The sequence below is a fragment of the Lysobacter lycopersici genome, from assembly GCF_007556775.1.
GTDB lineage: Bacteria > Pseudomonadota > Gammaproteobacteria > Xanthomonadales > Xanthomonadaceae > Pseudoluteimonas > Pseudoluteimonas lycopersici.
This window is the reverse complement of the sequence record NZ_CP041742.1, coordinates 1,631,314-1,650,142: the sequence shown is the minus strand read 5'-3', so window position 1 is coordinate 1,650,142 and position 18,829 is coordinate 1,631,314. Positions and strand designations below refer to the sequence as shown.

Sequence of the window (18,829 nt, the reverse complement as noted above, 5' to 3'; positions counted from 1 at the left end):
CCGCATGAGCCAGCCCAAACCTCCCGCCGCCCGCGACCAACCCACGCCGTTCGATCGCGCTCGCTACCTGCTCGCGGCGCACCAGCCGCGGCAATTGCCGCCCGATGGCGGTTTCGAAGTCGCCTTCGCCGGGCGTTCCAACGCCGGCAAGTCCAGCGCGCTCAATGCGCTGTGCCGCCAGGGCGCGCTCGCCCGCGTGTCGAAGACGCCGGGCCGGACGCAGCAACTGGTGTATTTCGAACTGCCGCAGTTCGACCAGCGCTACCTCGTCGACCTGCCCGGCTACGGCTACGCCAAGGTGCCGCAGGAGTTGCAGGCGCACTGGCAGGCGTTCATCCAGACCTGGTTCCGCAAGCGCGAGGCGCTGCGCGGGCTGGTGGTGGTGATGGACATCCGCCATCCGCTCAAGGACTACGACCGGCAGATGCTCGGTTACGCGATGGAACGCGGGATCCCGGCGCACACGCTGCTGACCAAGGCCGACAAGCTCTCGCGCGGCGCGGCGGCGAACACGGTGCAGGCGGTGCGGATGGAGCTGGCGCGCAGCTTCGGCGAAGGCATTGGCGTGCAGGCGTTTTCGGCCGAGGCCAAGACCGGCGTCGAGCAGGCGCGCGAGGTCGTTGCGCGCTGGCTGTGGCTTGAAGGCTGACGCACGCCAGCCCATATCATCCGCCTTCTCCCCGCGAGCCCGCCCATGTCCGGACCCAGCAGCGCCAGCGACACGCCGATCACCGACCATCGCCAGCTGGTCGAAGTGCTCGCGTCCGGCGAAAAACCGCGCGAGGCCTGGCGCATCGGCACCGAGCACGAGAAGTTCGGTTTCCGCCTCGACGACCTGCGCCCGCCGGAATTCGATGGCGAACGCGGCATCGAAGCATTGCTGACCGGATTGACCCGCTTCGGCTGGACGCCGTACCGGGAAAGCGTTGATGGCAAGCCGGAGCGCACCATCGCGCTGACCCGCGGCATGGCCTCGGTGACGCTGGAGCCGGCGGGACAACTCGAACTTTCCGGCGCGCCGCTGGAAACCATCCACGACACCTGCAAGGAAGTCGGCGGCCACCTGCGCGAAGTGCGCGAAGTCGCGGACGAACTGCGGCTCGGCTTCCTCGGCATGGGCTTCCAGCCGAAATGGCGCCGCGAGCAGATGCCGTGGATGCCCAAGGGCCGCTACCGGATCATGCGCGACTACATGCCCAGGGTCGGCACGCTCGGCCTGGACATGATGACCCGCACCTGCACCGTGCAGGTCAACCTCGATTACGCCAGCGAAGCGGACATGGTCAGGAAGTTTCGCGTCTCGCTGGCGTTGCAGCCGGTCGCGACCGCGCTGTTCGCCGATTCGCCGTTCAAGGAAGGCGAACCGAACGGCTACCTCAGCTACCGCTCGCACATCTGGACCGACACCGATCCGGATCGCACCGGCATGCTCGACTTCGTGTTCGAGGACGGCTTCGGCTACGAACGCTACGTCGACTACCTGCTCGACGTGCCGATGTATTTTTCGCACCGCGACGGCGAATACATCGACGCTTCCGGCAAGTCGTTCCGCAAGTTCCTGCGTGGCGAGCTCGACGTGCTGCCCGGCGCGCTGCCGACGCTGCGCGACTGGAACGACCACATGACCACCGCGTTCCCGGAAGTGCGGCTGAAGAAATTCCTGGAGATGCGCGGCGCCGACAGCGGCCCGTGGAGCCGCATCTGCGCGCTGCCGGCGTTCTGGGTCGGGTTGTTGTACGACGATGCCGCGCTCGATGCCGCGTGGGACCTGGTCAAGGACTTCAGCCTCGCGGAGCGCAACGCGCTGCGTGACGGCGTGCCAAGGCTTGCGCTGAAAACGCCATTCCGTAACGGCACGCTCAACGACCTCGCGCGCGAGGCATTGAAGATCGCGCATGCGGGCCTGCGTCGCCGCGCCAAGGCGGACAGCTGCGGCATCGACGAGAGCGGTTTCATCGAACCGCTGCTGGAAATCGCCGCGGCCGGGCAGACGCCTGCCGAACGCAAGCTGGAGTTGTTCCGCACCGAGTGGAACGGTTCGGTCGATCCGGTGTTCCGCGAGTTCGCGTACTGATTAGCTTTTCCCTCTCCCTTGAAGGGAGAGGGTGGCCGCAGGCCGGGAGAGGGTGAAGGAATTCGCGGGGTTTTCCCCTTTCCTGCCGCTACGCGGCATCACGCCCCGGCCGGTTGGCCTGCAAGCCAACCGGCGTTCACGGGCTCGCGGCTCAAGCCGCTCGAAAGCCCCGCTCACCCCACAAGGGGAGAGGAAAAATAGATCAATACCGCGACGCCACCAACGGCGCATCCGCCCACTGCCACGCGAGCTTGTAGCGGCGCTCGCTGTCGGCGGCGCCGGCCGCGTCGCCGAGCTTGCGTTGCGCCTGCGCCAGGCCGAACAGCGACCAGCCATTGTCAGGATAGGTCTTGAGGTCCTGGCGATAGGCTTCCGCCGCGCCGCGTGCATCACCGGCTTCCAGCAACGCCGCGCCGAGGTACCAGCGCGTCGGCAACGGCCAGTCGGCGGGTTCGTTGTAGTTGAGTTTGTCCTCGGCGGCGACCGCATCGTGCAGGGCCGAGATGCCCGAGCGGTCCTGGCCCTGCGCGCGCAACAGTTCGCCGCGCAGCAAGGCGTCGGCCACGCCCAGCAGGCCATCGGCGTGGTTGATGTCGAGGAAGCTGATTTTCGCCGTGGCCGGGTCGATCGCGATCGCGTGCAGGGCATCGAGTTCGCGCTGCGCCTCCGCTGCCTTGTTCGTGCGGGTGTAGGCCATGCCGCGCGCGAAATGCCAGACCGCGGTCGGGAACGGCAGCGTTGACGGCGGTTCGGCCTGCGCGAGGATCGCGTCCCATTCGCCGAAACGCACCTGGGTGAACAGCGGCGTGATCACGAACAGTTGCATCGCTTCCAGCGGCGGCACGCCCATCTTGTCGCGGTCGGCGCGCTGCGCGGTTTGCTCCGCCGCGCGCAAGGCCAGCGTGCGCGAACCGGTCAGGCTCGCGGTCATCGTCGCGAAATGCCAGTTGTGCGGCACGTAGCCGAGCGGGTACACGCCGTTGGTTCCGCGGCAGAACGACAGGAACGCCTTGTCCGCGGTAGTCGCGGCGAAATTGGTCAGCGTCGCGTCGTGGTAGCGGCCGAGGCGGATGTAGGTGTGCGCCGGCATGTGTACAAGGTGGCCGGAACCGGACGCGAGCGCGGCCAGCGCGTCGGCGTAGGGTTCGGCGCGTTGCGGGTTCGGCGAAGCCTCGGTGGCGTGGATGTAGTAATGCATCGCGCCGATGTGGCGCGGGTTGCGCGCGAGCACGCGTTCGAGTTCGCCGATGATGCGCGGCGTGTATTCGGTCTGCTGGCCTTGCGCGGTCCAGTAGGACCAGGGCGTGAGGTCCATCAGCGCCTCGGCGTACAACGTCGCCGCGTCGTCGTCCCGTGGGAATTGCGCGACGGCCTTGGCCATCGCGTCCGCGTAGGCCTTGTCGAGAAGCTTGCGGTCGTCCGGCGCGGGATCGGCATAGCGCGCCTGCAAGGCTTCGATCAGCGCGCGATCGGCCGGCGTCGCGTGCGCGGCGAGCGCGGCGGCGCGGCGCGAGAATTCGAACGCGGGCTGGTTCGCCTCGGGTTGCATCGCCAGGTTGATGTTCGGCCCCAGCACCAGCGCCTGCCCCCACCAGCACATCGCGCAATCGGGATCGAGTCGCGCGGCTTCGGCGAAGGAACGTCCGGCGGCTTCGTGGTTGAAACCGTAGGCCATGCGCAGGCCCTGGTCGAAGTAGCGTTGCGCGGCCGGTACTTTCGTCCCGATATCGCGGTGCAGGTCGCCGAAGCTGTCGAACAGCTTCGGCCCGGCCGGGGGCGGCGCGGCTTCGGCCACGGGTTGCGGGGCCTTGCATGCGGCGAGCAGCAGGACGATCGCGAAGACGGCGGCGGCGTGGCGGGACATGGCGGTTCCCCCGGGGGACTTTCCATCGAGGAACGGGCGCGGCCGGGGATAACGGCCATGCAATGCGAAGCGTTCTAGAATCGAGTCCTTTCCCCCGCCCGGGAGTTCCCCGATGAAATCGCGTGCCGCCGTCGCCTTCGCCGCGGGCGAGCCCTTGAAGATCGTCGAGATCGACGTCGAACCGCCGCGCAAGGGCGAGGTGCTGGTGAAGATCAGCCACACCGGCATCTGCCACACCGATGCGTTCACGCTCAGCGGCGACGATCCGGAAGGCCTGTTCCCCTGCGTGCTCGGCCACGAAGGCGCGGGTGTGGTGGTCGAAGTCGGCGAGGGCGTGACATCGGTGAAGCCCGGCGACCATGTCATTCCGCTGTACACCGCCGAATGCGGCGAGTGCCTGTTCTGCAAATCGGGCAAGACGAATTTGTGCACCTCGGTGCGCGCGACCCAGGGCAAGGGCGTGATGCCGGACGGCACCACGCGCTTCTCGTACGACGGCCAGCCGCTGTACCACTACATGGGTTGCTCGACTTTCAGCGAGTACACCGTCGTCGCCGAAGTCTCGCTGGCGAAGATCAATCCCGAAGCGAACCACGAACAGGTCTGCCTGCTCGGCTGCGGCGTGACCACTGGCCTGGGCGCGGTGAAGAACACGGCGAAAGTGCAGGAAGGCGATTCGGTCGCGGTGTTCGGCCTCGGCGGCATCGGGCTGGCGGTGATCCAGGGCGCGAAGCGCGCGAAGGCCGGGCGCATCATCGCCATCGACACCAATCCGTCGAAGTTCGACATGGCGCGCGACATGGGCGCGACCGATTTCGTGAATCCAAAGGATCACGACAAGCCGGTGCAGCAGGTGATCGTGGAGATGACCGGCTGGGGCGTCGACCATTCCTTCGAATGCATCGGCAACGTCAACGTCATGCGCGCGGCGCTGGAGTGCGCGCACCGTGGCTGGGGCCAGAGCGTGGTCATCGGCGTGGCCGGCGCGGGACAGGAGATTTCCACGCGCCCGTTCCAGCTCGTAACCGGGCGCAAGTGGATGGGCACCGCCTTCGGCGGGGTGAAGGGCCGGTCGCAATTGCCGGGCATGGTCGAGGACGCGATGCGTGGCGATATCCGGCTCGCGCCGTTCGTGACCCACACCATGCCGCTCGAAGACATCAACACCGCGTTCGACCTGATGCACGAAGGCAAGTCGATCCGCAGCGTCGTGCACTACGGCTGAGTTCGCGCCGCGCGCGGCATGCGTGCGACGTTCCCACCGCAACGCGAAGGAGAGGAACGATGGCAATCTCGATACATCCATCCATCGACAACGGCGTGAAGAAGGGCGCGACCGGTTTCGCCGGCGGCACGCTGCAATGCAATTGCGCCAGCGACAAGGTCGAAGTGAAGATCGACGGTAACGTCGCGCACAACCACGCCTGCGGTTGCACCAAGTGCTGGAAGCCGGAAGGCGCCGCGTTCTCGGTGGTCGGCGTGGTGCCACGCGACAAGCTCAGCGTCACCGCCAACGAGGGCAAGCTCGCCGTCGTCGACGAGAAGGCGACGATCCAGCGCCATGCCTGCAAGGACTGCGGCACGCACATGTACGGCCGCATCGAGAACAAGGATCATCCCTTCTTCGGCCTCGACTTCATCCACACCGAACTCTCGCCGCAGCAGGGCTGGGAGGAACCGCGCTTTGCCGCGTTCGTGTCCTCCATCATCGAGGGCGGCGGCGCGAAGCCCGAACAGATGGATGGCGTGCGCGCGCGCCTGGCCGAACTCGGCCTGCCCCCCTACGACGCGCTCAACCCGACGCTGATGGATGCGATTTCCACCCACGTCGCGAAGCGCAACGGCGTGTTGTAGGGCGGGCCTTGGCCCGCCACGAGCCGCATGGACTAGGCATGCAGAAGATCGAATCGCACGCCTGCTGCGGCGGAACCCAGGAAGTCTGGTCGCATCGTTCGCACACTCTCGATTGCGACATGAAGTTCGGGCTGTTCCTGCCGCCGCAGGCGCAGGACGGCCCGGTGCCGGCGTTGTACTGGCTCTCGGGCCTGACCTGCACGGAACAGAACTTCGTCACCAAGGCCGGTGTGCAGCGTTACGCGGCGGAACACGGCATCGTCATCGTCGCGCCGGACACCAGTCCGCGCGGCGACGATGTCGCCGATGCCGACGGTTACGACCTCGGCAAAGGCGCGGGTTTTTACGTCAATGCCACGCAATCGCCGTGGTCCGCGCATTACCGCATGTACGACTACGTGGTCGACGAATTGCCGGCGCTGGTCGAAGCGCATTTCCCGATCACGAGCGCGCGTGCGATCAGCGGGCATTCGATGGGCGGCCACGGTGCGCTGGTCGCGGCGCTACGCAATCCGGGACGTTATCGCAGTGTTTCTGCGTTCTCGCCGATCGTCGCGCCGTCGCAAGTGCCGTGGGGCGAGAAAGCGTTTTCCGCCTACCTCGGCGACGACCGCGGGGCGTGGAAGCAGTACGACGCGACCAGTCTGGTGAAATCCACGACGGAAAAACTGCCACTGCTGGTCGACCAGGGCGAGGCCGACGAATTCCTCGCAACGCAATTGAAGCCGCAACTGTTGGTCGATGCCTGCGCGGCCGCCGGCCATCCGCTCGACCTGCGCATGCGGCCCGGCTACGACCACAGCTACTACTTCATCGCCAGTTTCGTCGGCGAGCACATTGCCCACCATGCCCGCGCATTGCGGGCGTAGCGGTCACGTGAAGGATCAATGCCTACCGGGCTTGCCGAGCTCGCGCCAGCTTTTCTCGGACACGTCGACGTCGTGCTTCCTGGCCGCGGCGAGGATGCGTTTCCACGCCGCGTCGCGTTCGTCGTCGCTGACATCTTCCACCTGGTCGAAGCGTGCAACGGCATTGCGCACGTGTTCGGCATCGTTGATCGGCATCTTGCGTTCCTTCGGGAACGCGAACGCACTGTCGTCGAGCGCATTGCGGTGGCTGGCATCGAGTTCGGACATGATCTTGCTCCTGCGCGGGGTGCCGGGAGCTTGCGCCTGTCGCGGTGAAGGCGTCGCTCGCGAAGCTGTCTACGGCGATGCGAGCGTGAAATCGGTGTAGGCGAAGCGCCCGTCGCGCAGCACCATTTCGCCGCGTTCGATGTCGAGGGGTTTGTCGAACATCGGCCCGGCGCAGGCGCAGGTGTGGAATTCGCCGTTCTCGCCGCAGGGATCGACGGTGTCCGGAAGCTCGCGCAACAAGGCTTCGTCGAACGCGCGGCCGGCGAAACCCGTGTCCAGTTGCGTGGCATCGACGCAGCAAATATCCGCGCGCAGGCCGCCGGAGATCATCTCGCGCGCGAGCTTTGCCGTGTCGCTGCCGAATAGCGGGAACAACGGCGTCCAGCCGAGCCGCGCGCACAGCGCCTCGCGCCATGCCTTGATGTCGGCGAGGAACAGGTCGCCGAAGGCGATGCGCTCGATGCCGGGCCAGCGTTCTCGCGCGCGTTCCAGCGCATCCGCGAAGCTCGCTTCGTAAGTCGCGTTGTCGGTGTGTTGCGGGATCCACGCCTCGATCACCGGCAGGCCCGCCGCTTGCGCCTGCGCATGCAGCACATCGACGCGGATGCCCTGCATCGAGATGCGTTCGTAGCCATCGGTGATCGTGGTGACCAGCCCGACGACCTCGAATTCGCCGCGCTGGCGCAGGGCATGCAACGCCCATGCGGCATCCTTTCCACCGCTCCAGGACAGCAGCGCAGGCGTCATGAGCCGCCGATCAACGCATTGGCACTCGGAATATTCCCGCTGCAGGTCACGGGGTACGATTCGCTTGGGTCACGGCAGGTCGGTTTCGACGGTTCGATAGACTGCCAACACATCATCTTCGGCGCCAGGATCGGTGTGGGCGGAGAAATAAATTCGAGGTTGAGGAGGGTTTCCGTCAATCGGAGGCATGAAGCCAACCTCCGGTTCGGAGCGCAGCATCGTGTCGTCGCTGCTCATCTTCTTCTGGGTCACGAGGCCAGTGTCGAGGTGAAGGTTCGCGACGTAGATGTTCGAGTTGCCCGTGCCAGCGCCACTCTTGGTGGCATACAAAAGATACGAGGAGGTACCCGTCTGGAAGGTTTCCACGGAGCTGAACGCTTTCCCATCCATGCTGTCGACCGTAGTTAAGACGACGTTGCTGCCGGAGGCACTGTAGACCTTGTACTGAGTCGCTTCGTTATTGTCGTCCATCAGCACGCCGTAGACCGCGCTCCCAGCGAGTTCCGGCGCCGCCCAGGCAGACGCGGTGGTCTTCTTGCCCAGGCCATCGGTCGTCAACTGAGTGGAGGGGCAATTTGCAAGATCCATGTTCGCCTTGAAGAGCTCGCGTGTGCCACCCGAGGTCGGAACCTTGGTGTACATCAAGAAGTTCTCGTACGAACTGAAGCGCGGAAAGTTGCCTGTCGTGTTCGTGGGCAGGGGGGTACAACGAGATGTGCCATCCAGCGCTTGTGTGATGAGCCGTTGGTTGTTGGCCTGCTGCGCCATGAAAACCACGCGCGTCGCGGATCCCGGGTTCGGATTCTGGGAGGGATAGACCACATTGCGCGATGCCAACACCAGGGGGCTGGTGCTCACTGGAAACGGTGACGTCCAGGCCGCGATCCCGACTGGGCGAATGTAGCTGATCGTGAGTACGGGATTGTTCGGGTCGTCGTCGTTGTAGTCCATGTAAACGACGAATGTGCCGCTGGAATCCTGACCCCACTCAGGCCCGTTGCCAACGAATGCGCAGGTCGTTTCCATGTCGGTCGGCACGGTGAGGGAGCCATCCAGTTTCACCCTGCCTGTGTACAGCTCGCCCGGGCCATCGTCGTCCAAAGGTTGGCAGTAGACGTAACGTGCACTGTGGCCGGCCGTATCGAACTCAATGTCCACAATGCTCATGTCATCGGGGGACACGAGGACGTCCGAGGTGGCCCAAGCCGTGTTCGCGAGGCCGAGGAGAAGAATCGGCGCGCATCCGATAGCGCGTGCGATGAAGTGCCGTTTCGTGAGTCGCGTCATGACGATGCTCCTGAAGTGCCGGGGACAATGGACATCAGGCCGGGCTTTGCACACCGGTCGTTCGGGATTTCATACCCGCGCTCAGTAAACGGTCAAGCAGACTCGAACATCAACCGACGGCCGGTCGTCGATGATCATCGTGACTCACTTGAAGGCATAGATATCGCCACTCCACGACAGTAGCGCAGGCGTCACGCCGCGGTCACGTCGCGCAGTTCCCAACCGCTGCCGGCGAGCCAGCGCAATCGTTGCTTGAGCAGGTTGCCTGACAACGACGTGGTGGCGACCAGCTCGACGTGCAGGTCGTGTTGCGAACCCTGCACGCTCGCGCCGGGATCCGTCGCGCCCAGTGTCGGATCCACGCCATCGGGGTCGTCCTGCCGTGCGCGCCAGCGTTGGAACAACGCGTCGCTGCGCAACGCTTCCTGCAGTTCCGTGGCCATTCCTTCCGCCGATTGCGAACGGAATGCGAGTTCGGGATCGCCGCCGCGCGCATGTGCGGTGTCCGGCAGGCGCAGGAAATAGCGAGTCGGCATGTGCTTCGGCTCCGGCGTGTCGATGGCATGCCAGCCTGCGGGCGCAGGCGTGGCGATGGCGTCAAGGATGGAGGGATCGCGCCGTGCGATCAGGCGAACGGCGCGTTCTCGGCGGCGAAGCCGATCACCAGCGCGCCCTTGCCGACGTTCACCATGCCGGACAGGCCCATCACGCTTTCGAACACCTCGACGTTGTGTTCGGCGCAGGTGTCGATCAGGCGCTGGTAGCCGGGCAGCGCGCGCATGCCCTCGAGTTCGCCGCCGAAGCTCAGGCCCATGGTCGGGGTCATCAACCCGGCGCGCACGCGCTTGCCGGCGTAATCGAACAGCTTTTCCGCCGCGGGCTCGAAGCCCTTGATCTTGCCGACCGGCCCGGTTTCGCCGCGGTTGCAGTGCAGGATCGGCTTGATGTCCAGCGCGGTGCCGAGCGTGGCGCTGAGGAAGCTGACGCTCTTGTCTCCGCGCTTCTTGATGCGGTTGCGCAGGTAATGCAGGTCCGGCGGCACCATGTAGCCCTGCGTGTGCAGCGCCAGGTTCTCGAGTCGCGCGCGGATCTTGGGCGCGCCTTCGCCGGCCGCGCGCAACCGCGCCGCTTCCACCGCGAGCACGCCGACCGCGGAAAACACGTTCTGGCTGTCGATCACCCGCAGCGAGAACGGCGTGTTGTTGCCCGCCGCCTGCCGCGCCGGGCGGTATTCGTTGAGGATGGTGTAGCTGGCCTGCACGGCGTTGTCGTGGATGCCGCTGCGCGAACGCGTGGTGGTGATGCAGAACACGTAGTCGTAGTCCAGCACCAGCTTGGACAGGAACAGGTCGTGCACCTGCTGCACGGTGTAGGGCGTGGTGTCGGCGTTGTAGGCCTGCGCGGCGGTATCGCCGGTGAGGAAGTTGAGCGTGGCTTCCTCGTTGCGCATGTCGGCGAGGACGGCCTGGCCGATCTGCACCGTCACCGGCAGGATGGTGATCTGCTCGCGTTCGATGAAGTCCGCCGGCAGGTCGCAGGCCGAATCGATGACGATGCCGATGCGCATGTTTTCCCCCGATCCGCGGCCGTATGGGCCCTAGCGCATCGTAGCAGGCGCCGCATCCGGCGTTGCGGCAGCCGGGGCGGTTGCGGGAGGCAGGGGCAGTCGCCTGGCCAGGTACTCGGCGCCGTGCGTGGTCAGGTGGCCGTAGTCCCAGGTGGTGAGCGTGGAAGCGTCCTGGCCCGTGCGCGTCAGGCAGCCCCGCGCATCGCAAAAGGCATCCATCGCCGAGACGTATTCGGCTTCGCCCTGGCGCTCGATCGCCGCGCGCATGTCGGCGTCGATCCTCGCCCGGTCCGTCTCCATCGATTGGCTCATCCGCATCGGCGGCGCACGGTCCTGCTCGCGCGCCATGCGGAACAGGATGTTCGGCAACGGCCAGCGCCATGCCGGCGCGGGCCCGACCACGATCACGCGCCGCGCGCCGTTCTGGCGCAGCGCATGCACCGTCGGCAGGAGGATGCGGTCCATGGCGCGCGGCTTCCAGCCAGACCAGTACGCGAACAGCACCACCACGTCCGGGTGCAGCTCCTGCACCACGCGCATGACGTGGATGTTCCCCTCCGCGCAGACCGCCACCTTCCGGCGCGGGTGGAACGTCCAGAAGTTCGGTGCGCAGCTGCTGCGCGTGAATTGCGCGATGCGGAAACGGCCGTCGGCGATCTTGCGCAAGCCTGGATACAGCCGGCCCGCATGCGAATCGCCCCACAGCAGCACGAGCGGCAGGTGCTGCCCGTTGTCCGGGTCGATGCATTCGGGCGCATAGGCATCGGCCCGGCTGCCGGGCGGCAGCCAGCACTGCGGGGATCGGGCGTCGGCGTGGTAGTCGAAGCGATATGCGCCGTAGGGCGCCGCGGGGCCGCGGAAGTGCGCGGGGAATCCGTCGAAATGCGCGATCGCGGCGCCGCACAGCCCGATCGCCAGCATGGCGGCGAACAGCACCGGTGCGCTGCGCCGCGCGGGCATGCCGAACCGGATCGGCTTCTCGATGAAGAAGAAAGTCGCTATTGCCAGCACGAACGCCAGCGCTAGGCCGGCGAGTCGCTGTGGCCACGACACGTCGCCATCGTGGGCGAAATTCTGGAATACGAAGATCGGCCAGTGCCAGAGATAAAGGGGGTAGCTGACGAGGCCGATGCCGACCATCCATTTCCGCGACAGCAATGCGCGATTGACGAAACCGCCCGGCCCCGAGGCGACCAGTAATGCGCTGCTCGCCACCGGGAGCAAGGCCCGCCAGTCCGGGTATGGCGGGTTCTGGCGGATGTAAACGGTCGCCGCGACGATCAACGTCAGCCCTGCCAATGACGCGGCGTTCGCGAGCGGGATCGCGCGAGGCGCAACAGTGCCCGCCATCCGATGCGCCCGGATCGCGAGCATGGCGCCCGCCGCCAATTCCCAGAACCTCGAGTAGGGCGAATAGAACGCCGCCACCGCGTTACCGCGCGACAGGTACAGGCACAGGACCAGGGAAGTGGCCAATACCAGCCCGATCGCGATCTGCGGGCCCCGCGGCAACCGCCAGGCCAACCACAGCAACAGCGGCCAGACCAGGTAGTACTGCTCCTCGATCCCGAGCGACCACAGGTGCAGCAGCGGTTTGCGGATGCCCGCCGGATTGAAGTACCCGACTTCCGACCATTGCAGCAGGTTCGAGGCGAACCCGGCCCCCCATGCGGTGTGCTCGCCGAGCAAGGCGTAGACCTCTGCCCTGAGCGCGAACCAGCCGTATCCCAGGCACGCGGCAAGCACGACGATCAGCGCCGGGAAGATGCGCCGGATCCGGCGCGCGTAGAAATCCACGAGGCTGAACCTGCCGACGGCGAGGTCGTCGAGCAGCAGTCCGGTGATCAGGAAGCCCGAAATGACGAAGAACACGTCCACGCCGACGAACCCGCCGGGCAACGCGGCGGGGAATGCATGGAAGGCGAGCACCGAAAGGATGGCGATCGCGCGCAAACCATCGATGTCGGGCCGGTAATGGCCGGCATGTCGGTTGGCGGAAGGCATCACGATCGAAGCAGGGAATCGATCCCGCAAGGATAGCGCAGCGGCCGGCGAACACGCCGCGCCACTTGCCGCGGGCCACCGCTCGCCGGACACTGCCCGCACGGGGGGAGCATGAGGCGAACCTGGATCCTGCTGCTGTTGTCGTGCGCATGGAGCGCGGTCGCGCCGGCGATGGCGCGCGACAGCGGCATCGCGCATGTCACGGCCGTTCCGGATTCGGTTTCCACGGCCAAGCCGCCCGCGGTCGCGAACGCGCAGGTAGCCACGTCGCCCACCCTGGCGCAGGTGCGGCTGGCGATGCCCGCGGGTGGCGGCTGGTGGCGGCTGGATCCCGCGGTTTCCGGCCCTGATCGCCTGCTGCTGGTCTACCACCCGTACAGCGCGCGGGTGAGCGTGCGCCTGCCGCCGGACTACCGCGTCCAGGCGCGCACCATTTTCGAAACCGACCTCGATCCGGCGTGGTCGCGGCGCGCGCTCGCGTTCCCGCTGAAGGCGCCCGGGCCGGTGTTCATCGGCATCGATGGCGCGCGCTATCCGTTGCAGGTCGCAATCCGCGATGTGCGCGAACACACCGCCGAGGACCGCGGCCACACGCGCGTGCTGTTCACCAGCATTGGCGTGCTGGTCGGTGTCTGCCTGGTCGCGCTGGTGTTCTGGCTGGTGCTACGCGATCGCATCTACCTCTGGTACGCGGCCTGCATGGCCAGCCAGATGCTGTACCTGCTGTGCTCGAACGGCGAGGCCTATGCCATGCCGGGGTTGCGCCTGCTCGGGCGTTTCGCCGCGCCGGGCGTGTGGTTCGTGGCCACGCTGTCCACGATCATCGGCGTGAACTTCCTGCTCGTCTTCGCCGAATTGCGCACGCGCGTGCCGCGCCTGAGCCGGTTGCTGATGCTGGTCGGCGCGTGGCTGCCGTTGCTGTTGCTGGCGTTGCTCGTGTCGCCGTGGCCGGCGAACAAGGACTGGTTCCCCGGCATCGGCAACCTGCTGCTGTTGCTGGCGAACATCGTCGCCATCGCCGCGCTGGCGCTGGCGTGGCGCCGCGGCGGCCGGCATGCCGGGCAGATGCTGTTGGCGTGGGTGCCGCTGGTGGTGATGTCCACTGCGCGCGCCGTCCAGCTCAGCATCGGCGCGCCCTTGTCGCCGTGGCTGGAATACGGCCTGCCGCTGGTCCTGGCCTGTACGGCGGTGGTGCTGATGCTTGGCCTGGCCGATCGCATGCAGGCGTTCCGCAGCGAGCGCGACCGCGCGCGCCAGGACGCGCAGCACGATCCGCTCAGCGGCGCGTACAACCGCGTCGGCATCATGCAGCGGCTGCAGCACGCGGTGGCCGAGGCGCGCGCCGAATCGCGGCAGCTCGCGGTGCTGTTCCTCGACATCGACCACTTCAAGCAGATCAACGACACGCACGGCCACGCGCTGGGCGACGCCTGCATCCGCCAGTTGTCGTGGCTGGTGCAGGAAGACCTGATGCCCGGTGAATCGTTCGGCCGACTCGGCGGCGAGGAATTCATGCTGGTGCTGCCGGGCGTGAACGGCCGCCACGCGCGCGATGCCGCCGAACGCCTGCGGCGCAAGGTCGAGGGCCGCAGCGTGGTGCTCGACGGCGTGCGGGTGGGCATGACCGTGAGCATCGGCAGCGTGGAATACGTTGCGCCGGAAACGCCCGATGCGCTGGTGAAGCGCGCCGATGCGGCGATGTACGCGGCGAAGGAAGCCGGGCGCAACCGGGTGGTGGCGGCGTAACGGGATATCGACGCGGATTGCGTATCCTCGGCGCTCCCCACGCGCTGGAATCGCCATGACGACGAAGACCTATGCCGGCAGTTGCCACTGCGGCGCAGTGAAATTCGAAGCCGACATCGACCTCGCCGAAGGCGGCGGCAGGTGCAACTGCTCGATCTGCCGCAAGACGCGCAACTGGTCGGCGAGCATCAAGCCCGCGGCGTTCCGCCTGCTCAGCGACCCGGCCGCGACCACCGATTACTTCCGCAACGGCGCGGTGCACTGGCCGTTCTGCAAGACCTGCGGCGTGCGCGCCTACGGCCATGGCGACATCCCGGAAGTCGGTGGCGAGTTCTACAGCGTGCAACTGGCCTGTCTCGACGATGTCGATGACGAAGCGCTGGCCGCGGCGCCGATGCGCTACGCCAACGGTCGCGACAACGACTGGTGGCACGAGCCGTCCGAAGCCGAGAAGAAGTTCCTGTAATGCCGGGCATCGTTCCGAACGATGTGCTCGCGTTCTGGCGCGATGCCGGCGCATCGAAGTGGTTCAACGGCGGCGCGGATTTCGACGTCGAATGCCGAACGCGTTTCCTCGAAGCGCATTTCTCCGCCGCGCGGCGCGAGTTCGACGGCTGGACGGAAGATGCGGAAGGAGCGCTGGCGCTGGTGCTGCTGCTCGACCAGATTCCTCGCAACGTGTTCCGCGGCAGCGGACACGCCTTCGCTACCGACGGCCTCGCCCGCGAAGTCGCGCGAAACGCGGTCGATGCCGGTTTCGATATGCGAATCGATGTCCCGTTACGAATCTTCTTCTACATGCCGTTCGAGCATTCGGAAGCCATGGCCGACCAGGATCGTTCGCTGCAGTTGCTGACGGCGATGGGCGATGCGAACTATGTCGATTACGCGCGCCGCCATCGCGAGGTGATCGCGCGCTTCGGGCGGTTTCCACACCGCAATGCCGTGCTCGGGCGCATCAGCACGCCGGAGGAACGGGCGTGGCTGGAGGCGGGCGGCGGGTTTTGACGATGCCGAAAGTGGCTGAGGTTACGGTTCGGTCTGAATAAATTTTATGCCACGTCATCAAAAACTAGCGTGACATCGCGCGCTAAAACCGTGACAACACCAAACTCTCCAGCGATACGGTACTCACCTGGCTGGACAACCGACAGGTCATCGATGCAGCCGTAATCCGCGCTGCCGTCAGGGTCCAGGGTGGGTCGAACCGATTCTTGTGGAAGCAGCCCGCTTACCGAAGAGACGCCTGAAAAGAGAATTACACCGGATTTGTAACAGGCCCACTCGCCGCTTGAAGGCGGCATTGCCCTTGGATGAGTTTGCAGCAAGCTGGCGTCAATATTGAAGCTGAGCGACTCCGAGGCGCGACGCCATCCGAAGACGAATGAATCTTCAAGGAGGATATCGTTGAATGATTCGATGCCCATGATCGGCAGGTTGCTCAATACCGCGAAATCGCCGGATCGATCTGCGCCCAGGCGTCGATCCCGCCGGTGACGTTGTAGACCTCGCGGAAACCCAGCCCACGGAAATGCTCCGCGGCTTGCGCGCTGCGTCCGCCGTGGTGGCAAATGAACGCGATGGGCGCGTCCTTCGGCAACGATTCCAGCGCATCGATGCCATCGTCCAGCGTGCGATGTGGATGCGGCAGTTCCGCCAGCGCGCGTTCCTGCGGCGGACGCACGTCGACGATGGTCACGCGCTGGTCGGCGAGCATTGTGCGCGCCGCTTCCGGCGCGAGTTCGCGCACCGGTTTCGGCGCCGACGGATGCACGATCACCAGTCCGCGGCCGCGTTCGTCGTCGGCCCAGTCGATGGACAGCCCGCTCGCGCGCCGCGCCGAGGCGAGGTCGAATTGCAGGCGCACGCCATCGACGGACGTGGCGATCGCGTTCGTCTCGGCCGGCACCAGTTGCAACCGCGCCTGGTATTGCGGATCGAGCTGCACCTGCACCGCGATGCCTTCGCCGGCGTTGTCGATGGCATCGCGCAGCATCGCGATCGCCGCGGGCGTCACCTCGATCGAAGGCGGTGTGCGATCCGGCGGCGGCAGGCCGAGCGCGGACTGCAGTTCGCCCGAATCGGCCATCTGCCCGACGATGTCGCTTCCGCCCACGAGTTCGCCATGGATGTAGAGCTGCGGGATCGTCGGCCAGTTGCCATGGAGCTTGATGCCTTCGCGGATGTCCGCGTCGGCGAGCACGTCGACCGCGTGGTAGTCGTCCAGCCCGATCGCAGCCAGCGCTTGCACCGTACGCGCGGAAAAACCGCATTGCGGCGCGCGCGGCGTGCCCTTCATGAACAACACCACCGGATGGGCTTCGAGCAACGCCTGGATGCGCTGCTGGACGACGGGATCGAGGGACATGGCGAGGACCGGACGCTAGGAAAGGCGCGCAGTGTACGCCGTGGCATCATGCGACGATGTCGATGGCGCCAAACCCGCAAGGATTGCATCGGATTCCGCGCCACCCGCAGGCGTGGTGGCCATGCCTCCTCGCTTCGCAATTGCTGGTGGCGTGGGCCTGGTGGCGCTTTGGCACGCGGGTCGGCTTGCCGCTGATGCTCGCCAGCCACGCGCTGTCCTGGTGGGGCGTGTTCCGTCCGCAGTCGCGGCTGTATTCGCCGGTTCTGTCGCGCCTGCCGACGAACGAAAACGTCGCGTGGCTGACCATCGACGATGGTCCGTCGGCGGAGACCCGCGCCGTCCTCGACCTGCTCGATGCACGCGGTGCGAAGGCCACGTTCTTCCTCGTCGGCGAACGCGCGGCGCAGCGTCCGGACGACGTGCGCGAAATCGCACGCCGCGGCCACGGCATCGGCAACCACAGCGCCAGCCATCCGTCGGCGATGTTCTGGGCGCTGGGCCCGAAGCGCATGCGTTCCGAAATCGAACGCACGCAGCAAATCCTGTGCGACACCGCCGGCAGTGCGCCGCGCTGGTTCCGCGCGGTCGTCGGCATGGCGAATCCCTTCGTGTCGGCGCCGCTGCGCGACCTCGGCCTCGCGCGCGTGGCCTGGTGCGCGCGCGGCTTCGATGCGGTCGCCGCCGATCCGGCATCCGTCGTCGCGCGGATCGAACGCGGGCTACGCCCCGGTGCGATCGTGCTGTTGCACGAAGGCGCGGCGCACGGGCGTAATATCGAAACGATTGGATTGCTGCTGGACCGGCTCGATGCGCTCGGTTATCGCAGCGTGTTGCCGGAAACGCTGGAGGCAGGCGAAACGGAAGCGATCAACGCGTCGCCACGATCAGCCAGTTGTTGAACGGCGTGCGCCCGTGCAGCGGGCGGAAATCGGCGGCGAGTCCGGCATTCGCGAGCTTGCGCTCGAACCATTCTTGTTTCGGGTAGCACAGCGGCCCGCTGCGCATCCAGCCGATGGCATTGGCGAGGCGATCCACCATCCGCGTCGTGCGGCCACGCGCGTTGTCGTCGTGCAGGCCGCTGCGTACTACCAGTCGCGAACCGGGTTCAAGCATCGCAATCGCGTCGTCGAGCACGCGTTCCTGCGCCTCGCCAGGCAGGTATTGCAGCACGTCGAGCAGCGCGACCGAGCCGCGGTGCGACGGGCGTTCGCGCAGCAGGTCGCAAGTGGCGAACGCGACGCCGGCGAGCTTCGCGCGATCGGCCGCGGCCTTCGCGACCGCGATCTTGCCCGCGTCGAAATCCACGCCGGCGTAGCGCAGCGCCTGGCCGTCGGCGCGCAGCGCATGCGCGAGCAGGCCGATGCCGCAGCCGAGGTCGAGCAGCGGGGCGTCGCAGCCGCGCAGGGCCGCGACCACGCCGGGATACAGCGGATCGCTCGCGAGTTTTCCGCGCACGTAGTAGTAGTGGTAGCGGCGCGGCGGCCAGCGCGGTTCGGTGAAGGCATCGGCGATCGTGCTCGGCTTGTTCACGAATCTTGCCAACGCAACATTTCGCGCGCGACGGGCAGCGCCGCTTGCGCCCAGCGCGCGTACATCGCGGCCGATGGATGCAGGCCATCAGAGACCAGCATGTCCGGCTCCCCACCACCTTCTCGACTGATGCCAGTGATATCGACGAAGGCGACGCCGAGTGATGCGCAGATTTCTCGCGCGGCTCGGTTGTACGCGTCAAGCTCGGCAGCGATTTGCGCAAGATCGCGGCCGGAATCGCGCGCGAACGGGGTCACGCCCCAGTCGGGGATCGACAGCACGATGACGCCATGAGGGAAGCTGTGCGCATAACCAACAAGGCGCTCAAGCAAAGCGGAAAACTGCTCGCGATAGTCGTCGATCGGGCGCCCACGATACTGGTTGTTCACACCAATCAACAGGCTGATGAAATCCCACTCGTCTAGCGGTTCGGCCGCGTCCATCGCGGTGGACAGTTCGTCGGTAGTCCAACCGGTTTGGGCGATGATGCGTGGAGGCCAAAGGTCGATGCCTTCGTCGCGCAGCAAAGCGGCAAGTCGGACAGGCCAACGATCCGCTTCGGGAACACCTTCACCGATGGTGTACGAATCGCCGAGCGCGAGGTAGGTCAACATCGGTTGTCGGTTCTTGGTTGTTGGTTCCTGGCGGAATC

At 66.3% G+C, this 18,829-nt stretch carries 20 protein-coding genes; 9 read left to right on the top strand and 11 right to left on the bottom strand.

What is annotated here, in order from left to right:
• Positions 1–4 precede the first annotated feature (4 nt).
• Complete coding sequence (yihA, locus tag FNZ56_RS08245; protein WP_143879380.1) at positions 5–649, top strand: ribosome biogenesis GTP-binding protein YihA/YsxC; 645 nt, start codon at positions 5–7, stop codon at positions 647–649.
• Positions 650–694: 45 nt separating this feature from the next.
• Positions 695–2,074 (top strand): glutamate--cysteine ligase, encoded by a 1,380-nt coding sequence (locus FNZ56_RS08240; RefSeq protein WP_143879379.1) that lies wholly within the window; start codon positions 695–697, stop codon positions 2,072–2,074.
• Positions 2,075–2,276: 202 nt separating this feature from the next.
• On the opposite strand, the gene FNZ56_RS08235 is transcribed toward FNZ56_RS08240, so the two are convergent.
• Positions 2,277–3,938, bottom strand: coding sequence for a tetratricopeptide repeat protein (locus FNZ56_RS08235; protein WP_143879378.1), 1,662 nt, complete (start codon positions 3,936–3,938; stop codon positions 2,277–2,279).
• Between the two features lie 112 nt (positions 3,939–4,050).
• Between FNZ56_RS08235 and FNZ56_RS08230 the strand changes: the two genes are divergently transcribed.
• From FNZ56_RS08230 to fghA, 3 genes are read left to right on the top strand one after another with little or no spacing between them, the layout of a single operon-like run.
• The gene (locus FNZ56_RS08230) at positions 4,051–5,163 is read left to right on the top strand and encodes an S-(hydroxymethyl)glutathione dehydrogenase/class III alcohol dehydrogenase (protein WP_143879377.1); all 1,113 of its coding nucleotides are present in this window, start codon (positions 4,051–4,053) and stop codon (positions 5,161–5,163) included.
• 59 nt (positions 5,164–5,222) lie between these two features.
• Positions 5,223–5,792, top strand: a complete 570-nt coding sequence (gene gfa / locus FNZ56_RS08225) for an S-(hydroxymethyl)glutathione synthase (protein WP_143879376.1) — start codon at positions 5,223–5,225, stop codon at positions 5,790–5,792.
• Positions 5,793–5,830: 38 nt separating this feature from the next.
• Positions 5,831–6,661, top strand: coding sequence for an S-formylglutathione hydrolase (gene fghA, locus FNZ56_RS08220; protein WP_143879375.1), 831 nt, complete (start codon positions 5,831–5,833; stop codon positions 6,659–6,661).
• A 15-nt stretch (positions 6,662–6,676) separates the two neighbouring features.
• Here fghA and FNZ56_RS08215 read toward each other — a convergent pair whose 3' ends face one another.
• From FNZ56_RS08215 to FNZ56_RS08190, 6 genes are all read right to left on the bottom strand, one after another.
• A complete protein-coding gene (locus tag FNZ56_RS08215; RefSeq protein WP_143879374.1) occupies positions 6,677–6,928 on the bottom strand; it encodes a DUF6582 domain-containing protein in 252 nt (83 codons plus the stop codon).
• Between the two features lie 69 nt (positions 6,929–6,997).
• Positions 6,998–7,675 carry an adenine nucleotide alpha hydrolase gene (locus FNZ56_RS08210; protein WP_143879373.1) on the bottom strand — a complete coding sequence of 226 codons (678 nt, stop codon included), beginning with the start codon at positions 7,673–7,675 and terminating at the stop codon, positions 6,998–7,000.
• A gap of 69 nt (positions 7,676–7,744) precedes the next feature.
• Positions 7,745–8,962: a hypothetical protein gene (locus FNZ56_RS08205; protein WP_143879372.1), complete on the bottom strand. Its 1,218-nt coding sequence runs from the start codon at positions 8,960–8,962 to the stop codon at positions 7,745–7,747.
• A gap of 191 nt (positions 8,963–9,153) precedes the next feature.
• Complete coding sequence (locus FNZ56_RS08200) at positions 9,154–9,498, bottom strand: hypothetical protein (protein ID WP_143879371.1); 345 nt, start codon at positions 9,496–9,498, stop codon at positions 9,154–9,156.
• An 89-nt stretch (positions 9,499–9,587) separates the two neighbouring features.
• A complete protein-coding gene (locus FNZ56_RS08195) occupies positions 9,588–10,529 on the bottom strand; it encodes a DegV family protein (protein ID WP_143879370.1) in 942 nt (313 codons plus the stop codon).
• Between the two features lie 30 nt (positions 10,530–10,559).
• The gene (locus FNZ56_RS08190; RefSeq protein ID WP_185970696.1) at positions 10,560–12,533 is read right to left on the bottom strand and encodes an acyltransferase family protein; all 1,974 of its coding nucleotides are present in this window, start codon (positions 12,531–12,533) and stop codon (positions 10,560–10,562) included.
• Between the two features lie 111 nt (positions 12,534–12,644).
• Here FNZ56_RS08190 and FNZ56_RS08185 point away from each other — a divergent pair, with 111 nt between their 5' ends.
• Genes FNZ56_RS08185 through FNZ56_RS08175 form a run of 3 tightly spaced genes read left to right on the top strand, consistent with a single transcriptional unit; the run spans position 12,645 to position 15,287 of the window.
• Positions 12,645–14,279, top strand: coding sequence for a sensor domain-containing diguanylate cyclase (locus FNZ56_RS08185; RefSeq protein WP_143879368.1), 1,635 nt, complete (start codon positions 12,645–12,647; stop codon positions 14,277–14,279).
• A gap of 55 nt (positions 14,280–14,334) precedes the next feature.
• On the top strand, positions 14,335–14,745 hold the full coding sequence (locus FNZ56_RS08180; RefSeq protein WP_143879367.1) for a GFA family protein: 411 nt from the start codon (positions 14,335–14,337) through the stop codon (positions 14,743–14,745).
• Entirely contained in the window at positions 14,745–15,287 is a 543-nt protein-coding gene (locus tag FNZ56_RS08175; protein ID WP_185970695.1) for a DUF924 family protein, read from the top strand. Before FNZ56_RS08180 ends, FNZ56_RS08175 begins: the two co-directional genes overlap by 1 nt.
• Before the next feature lie 44 nt (positions 15,288–15,331).
• Here FNZ56_RS08175 and FNZ56_RS08170 read toward each other — a convergent pair whose 3' ends face one another.
• The gene (locus tag FNZ56_RS08170) at positions 15,332–15,724 is read right to left on the bottom strand and encodes a hypothetical protein (RefSeq protein ID WP_143879366.1); all 393 of its coding nucleotides are present in this window, start codon (positions 15,722–15,724) and stop codon (positions 15,332–15,334) included.
• Positions 15,721–16,647, bottom strand: a complete 927-nt coding sequence (grxD, locus tag FNZ56_RS08165; RefSeq protein ID WP_143879365.1) for a Grx4 family monothiol glutaredoxin — start codon at positions 16,645–16,647, stop codon at positions 15,721–15,723. The genes FNZ56_RS08170 and grxD overlap by 4 nt, the downstream gene beginning before the upstream one ends.
• A 56-nt stretch (positions 16,648–16,703) precedes the next feature.
• On the opposite strand from grxD, the gene FNZ56_RS08160 reads away from it, so the two are divergent.
• Positions 16,704–17,546, top strand: a complete 843-nt coding sequence (locus tag FNZ56_RS08160) for a polysaccharide deacetylase family protein (RefSeq protein ID WP_143879364.1) — start codon at positions 16,704–16,706, stop codon at positions 17,544–17,546.
• On the opposite strand, the gene FNZ56_RS08155 is transcribed toward FNZ56_RS08160, so the two are convergent.
• Positions 17,515–18,177, bottom strand: coding sequence for a class I SAM-dependent methyltransferase (locus tag FNZ56_RS08155; RefSeq protein ID WP_345450958.1), 663 nt, complete (start codon positions 18,175–18,177; stop codon positions 17,515–17,517). The two genes, FNZ56_RS08160 and FNZ56_RS08155, sit on opposite strands and share 32 nt — an antisense overlap.
• Positions 18,174–18,791 (bottom strand): SGNH/GDSL hydrolase family protein, encoded by a 618-nt coding sequence (locus FNZ56_RS08150; RefSeq protein WP_143879362.1) that lies wholly within the window; start codon positions 18,789–18,791, stop codon positions 18,174–18,176. Before FNZ56_RS08150 ends, FNZ56_RS08155 begins: the two co-directional genes overlap by 4 nt.
• Positions 18,792–18,829: the final 38 nt, after the last annotated feature.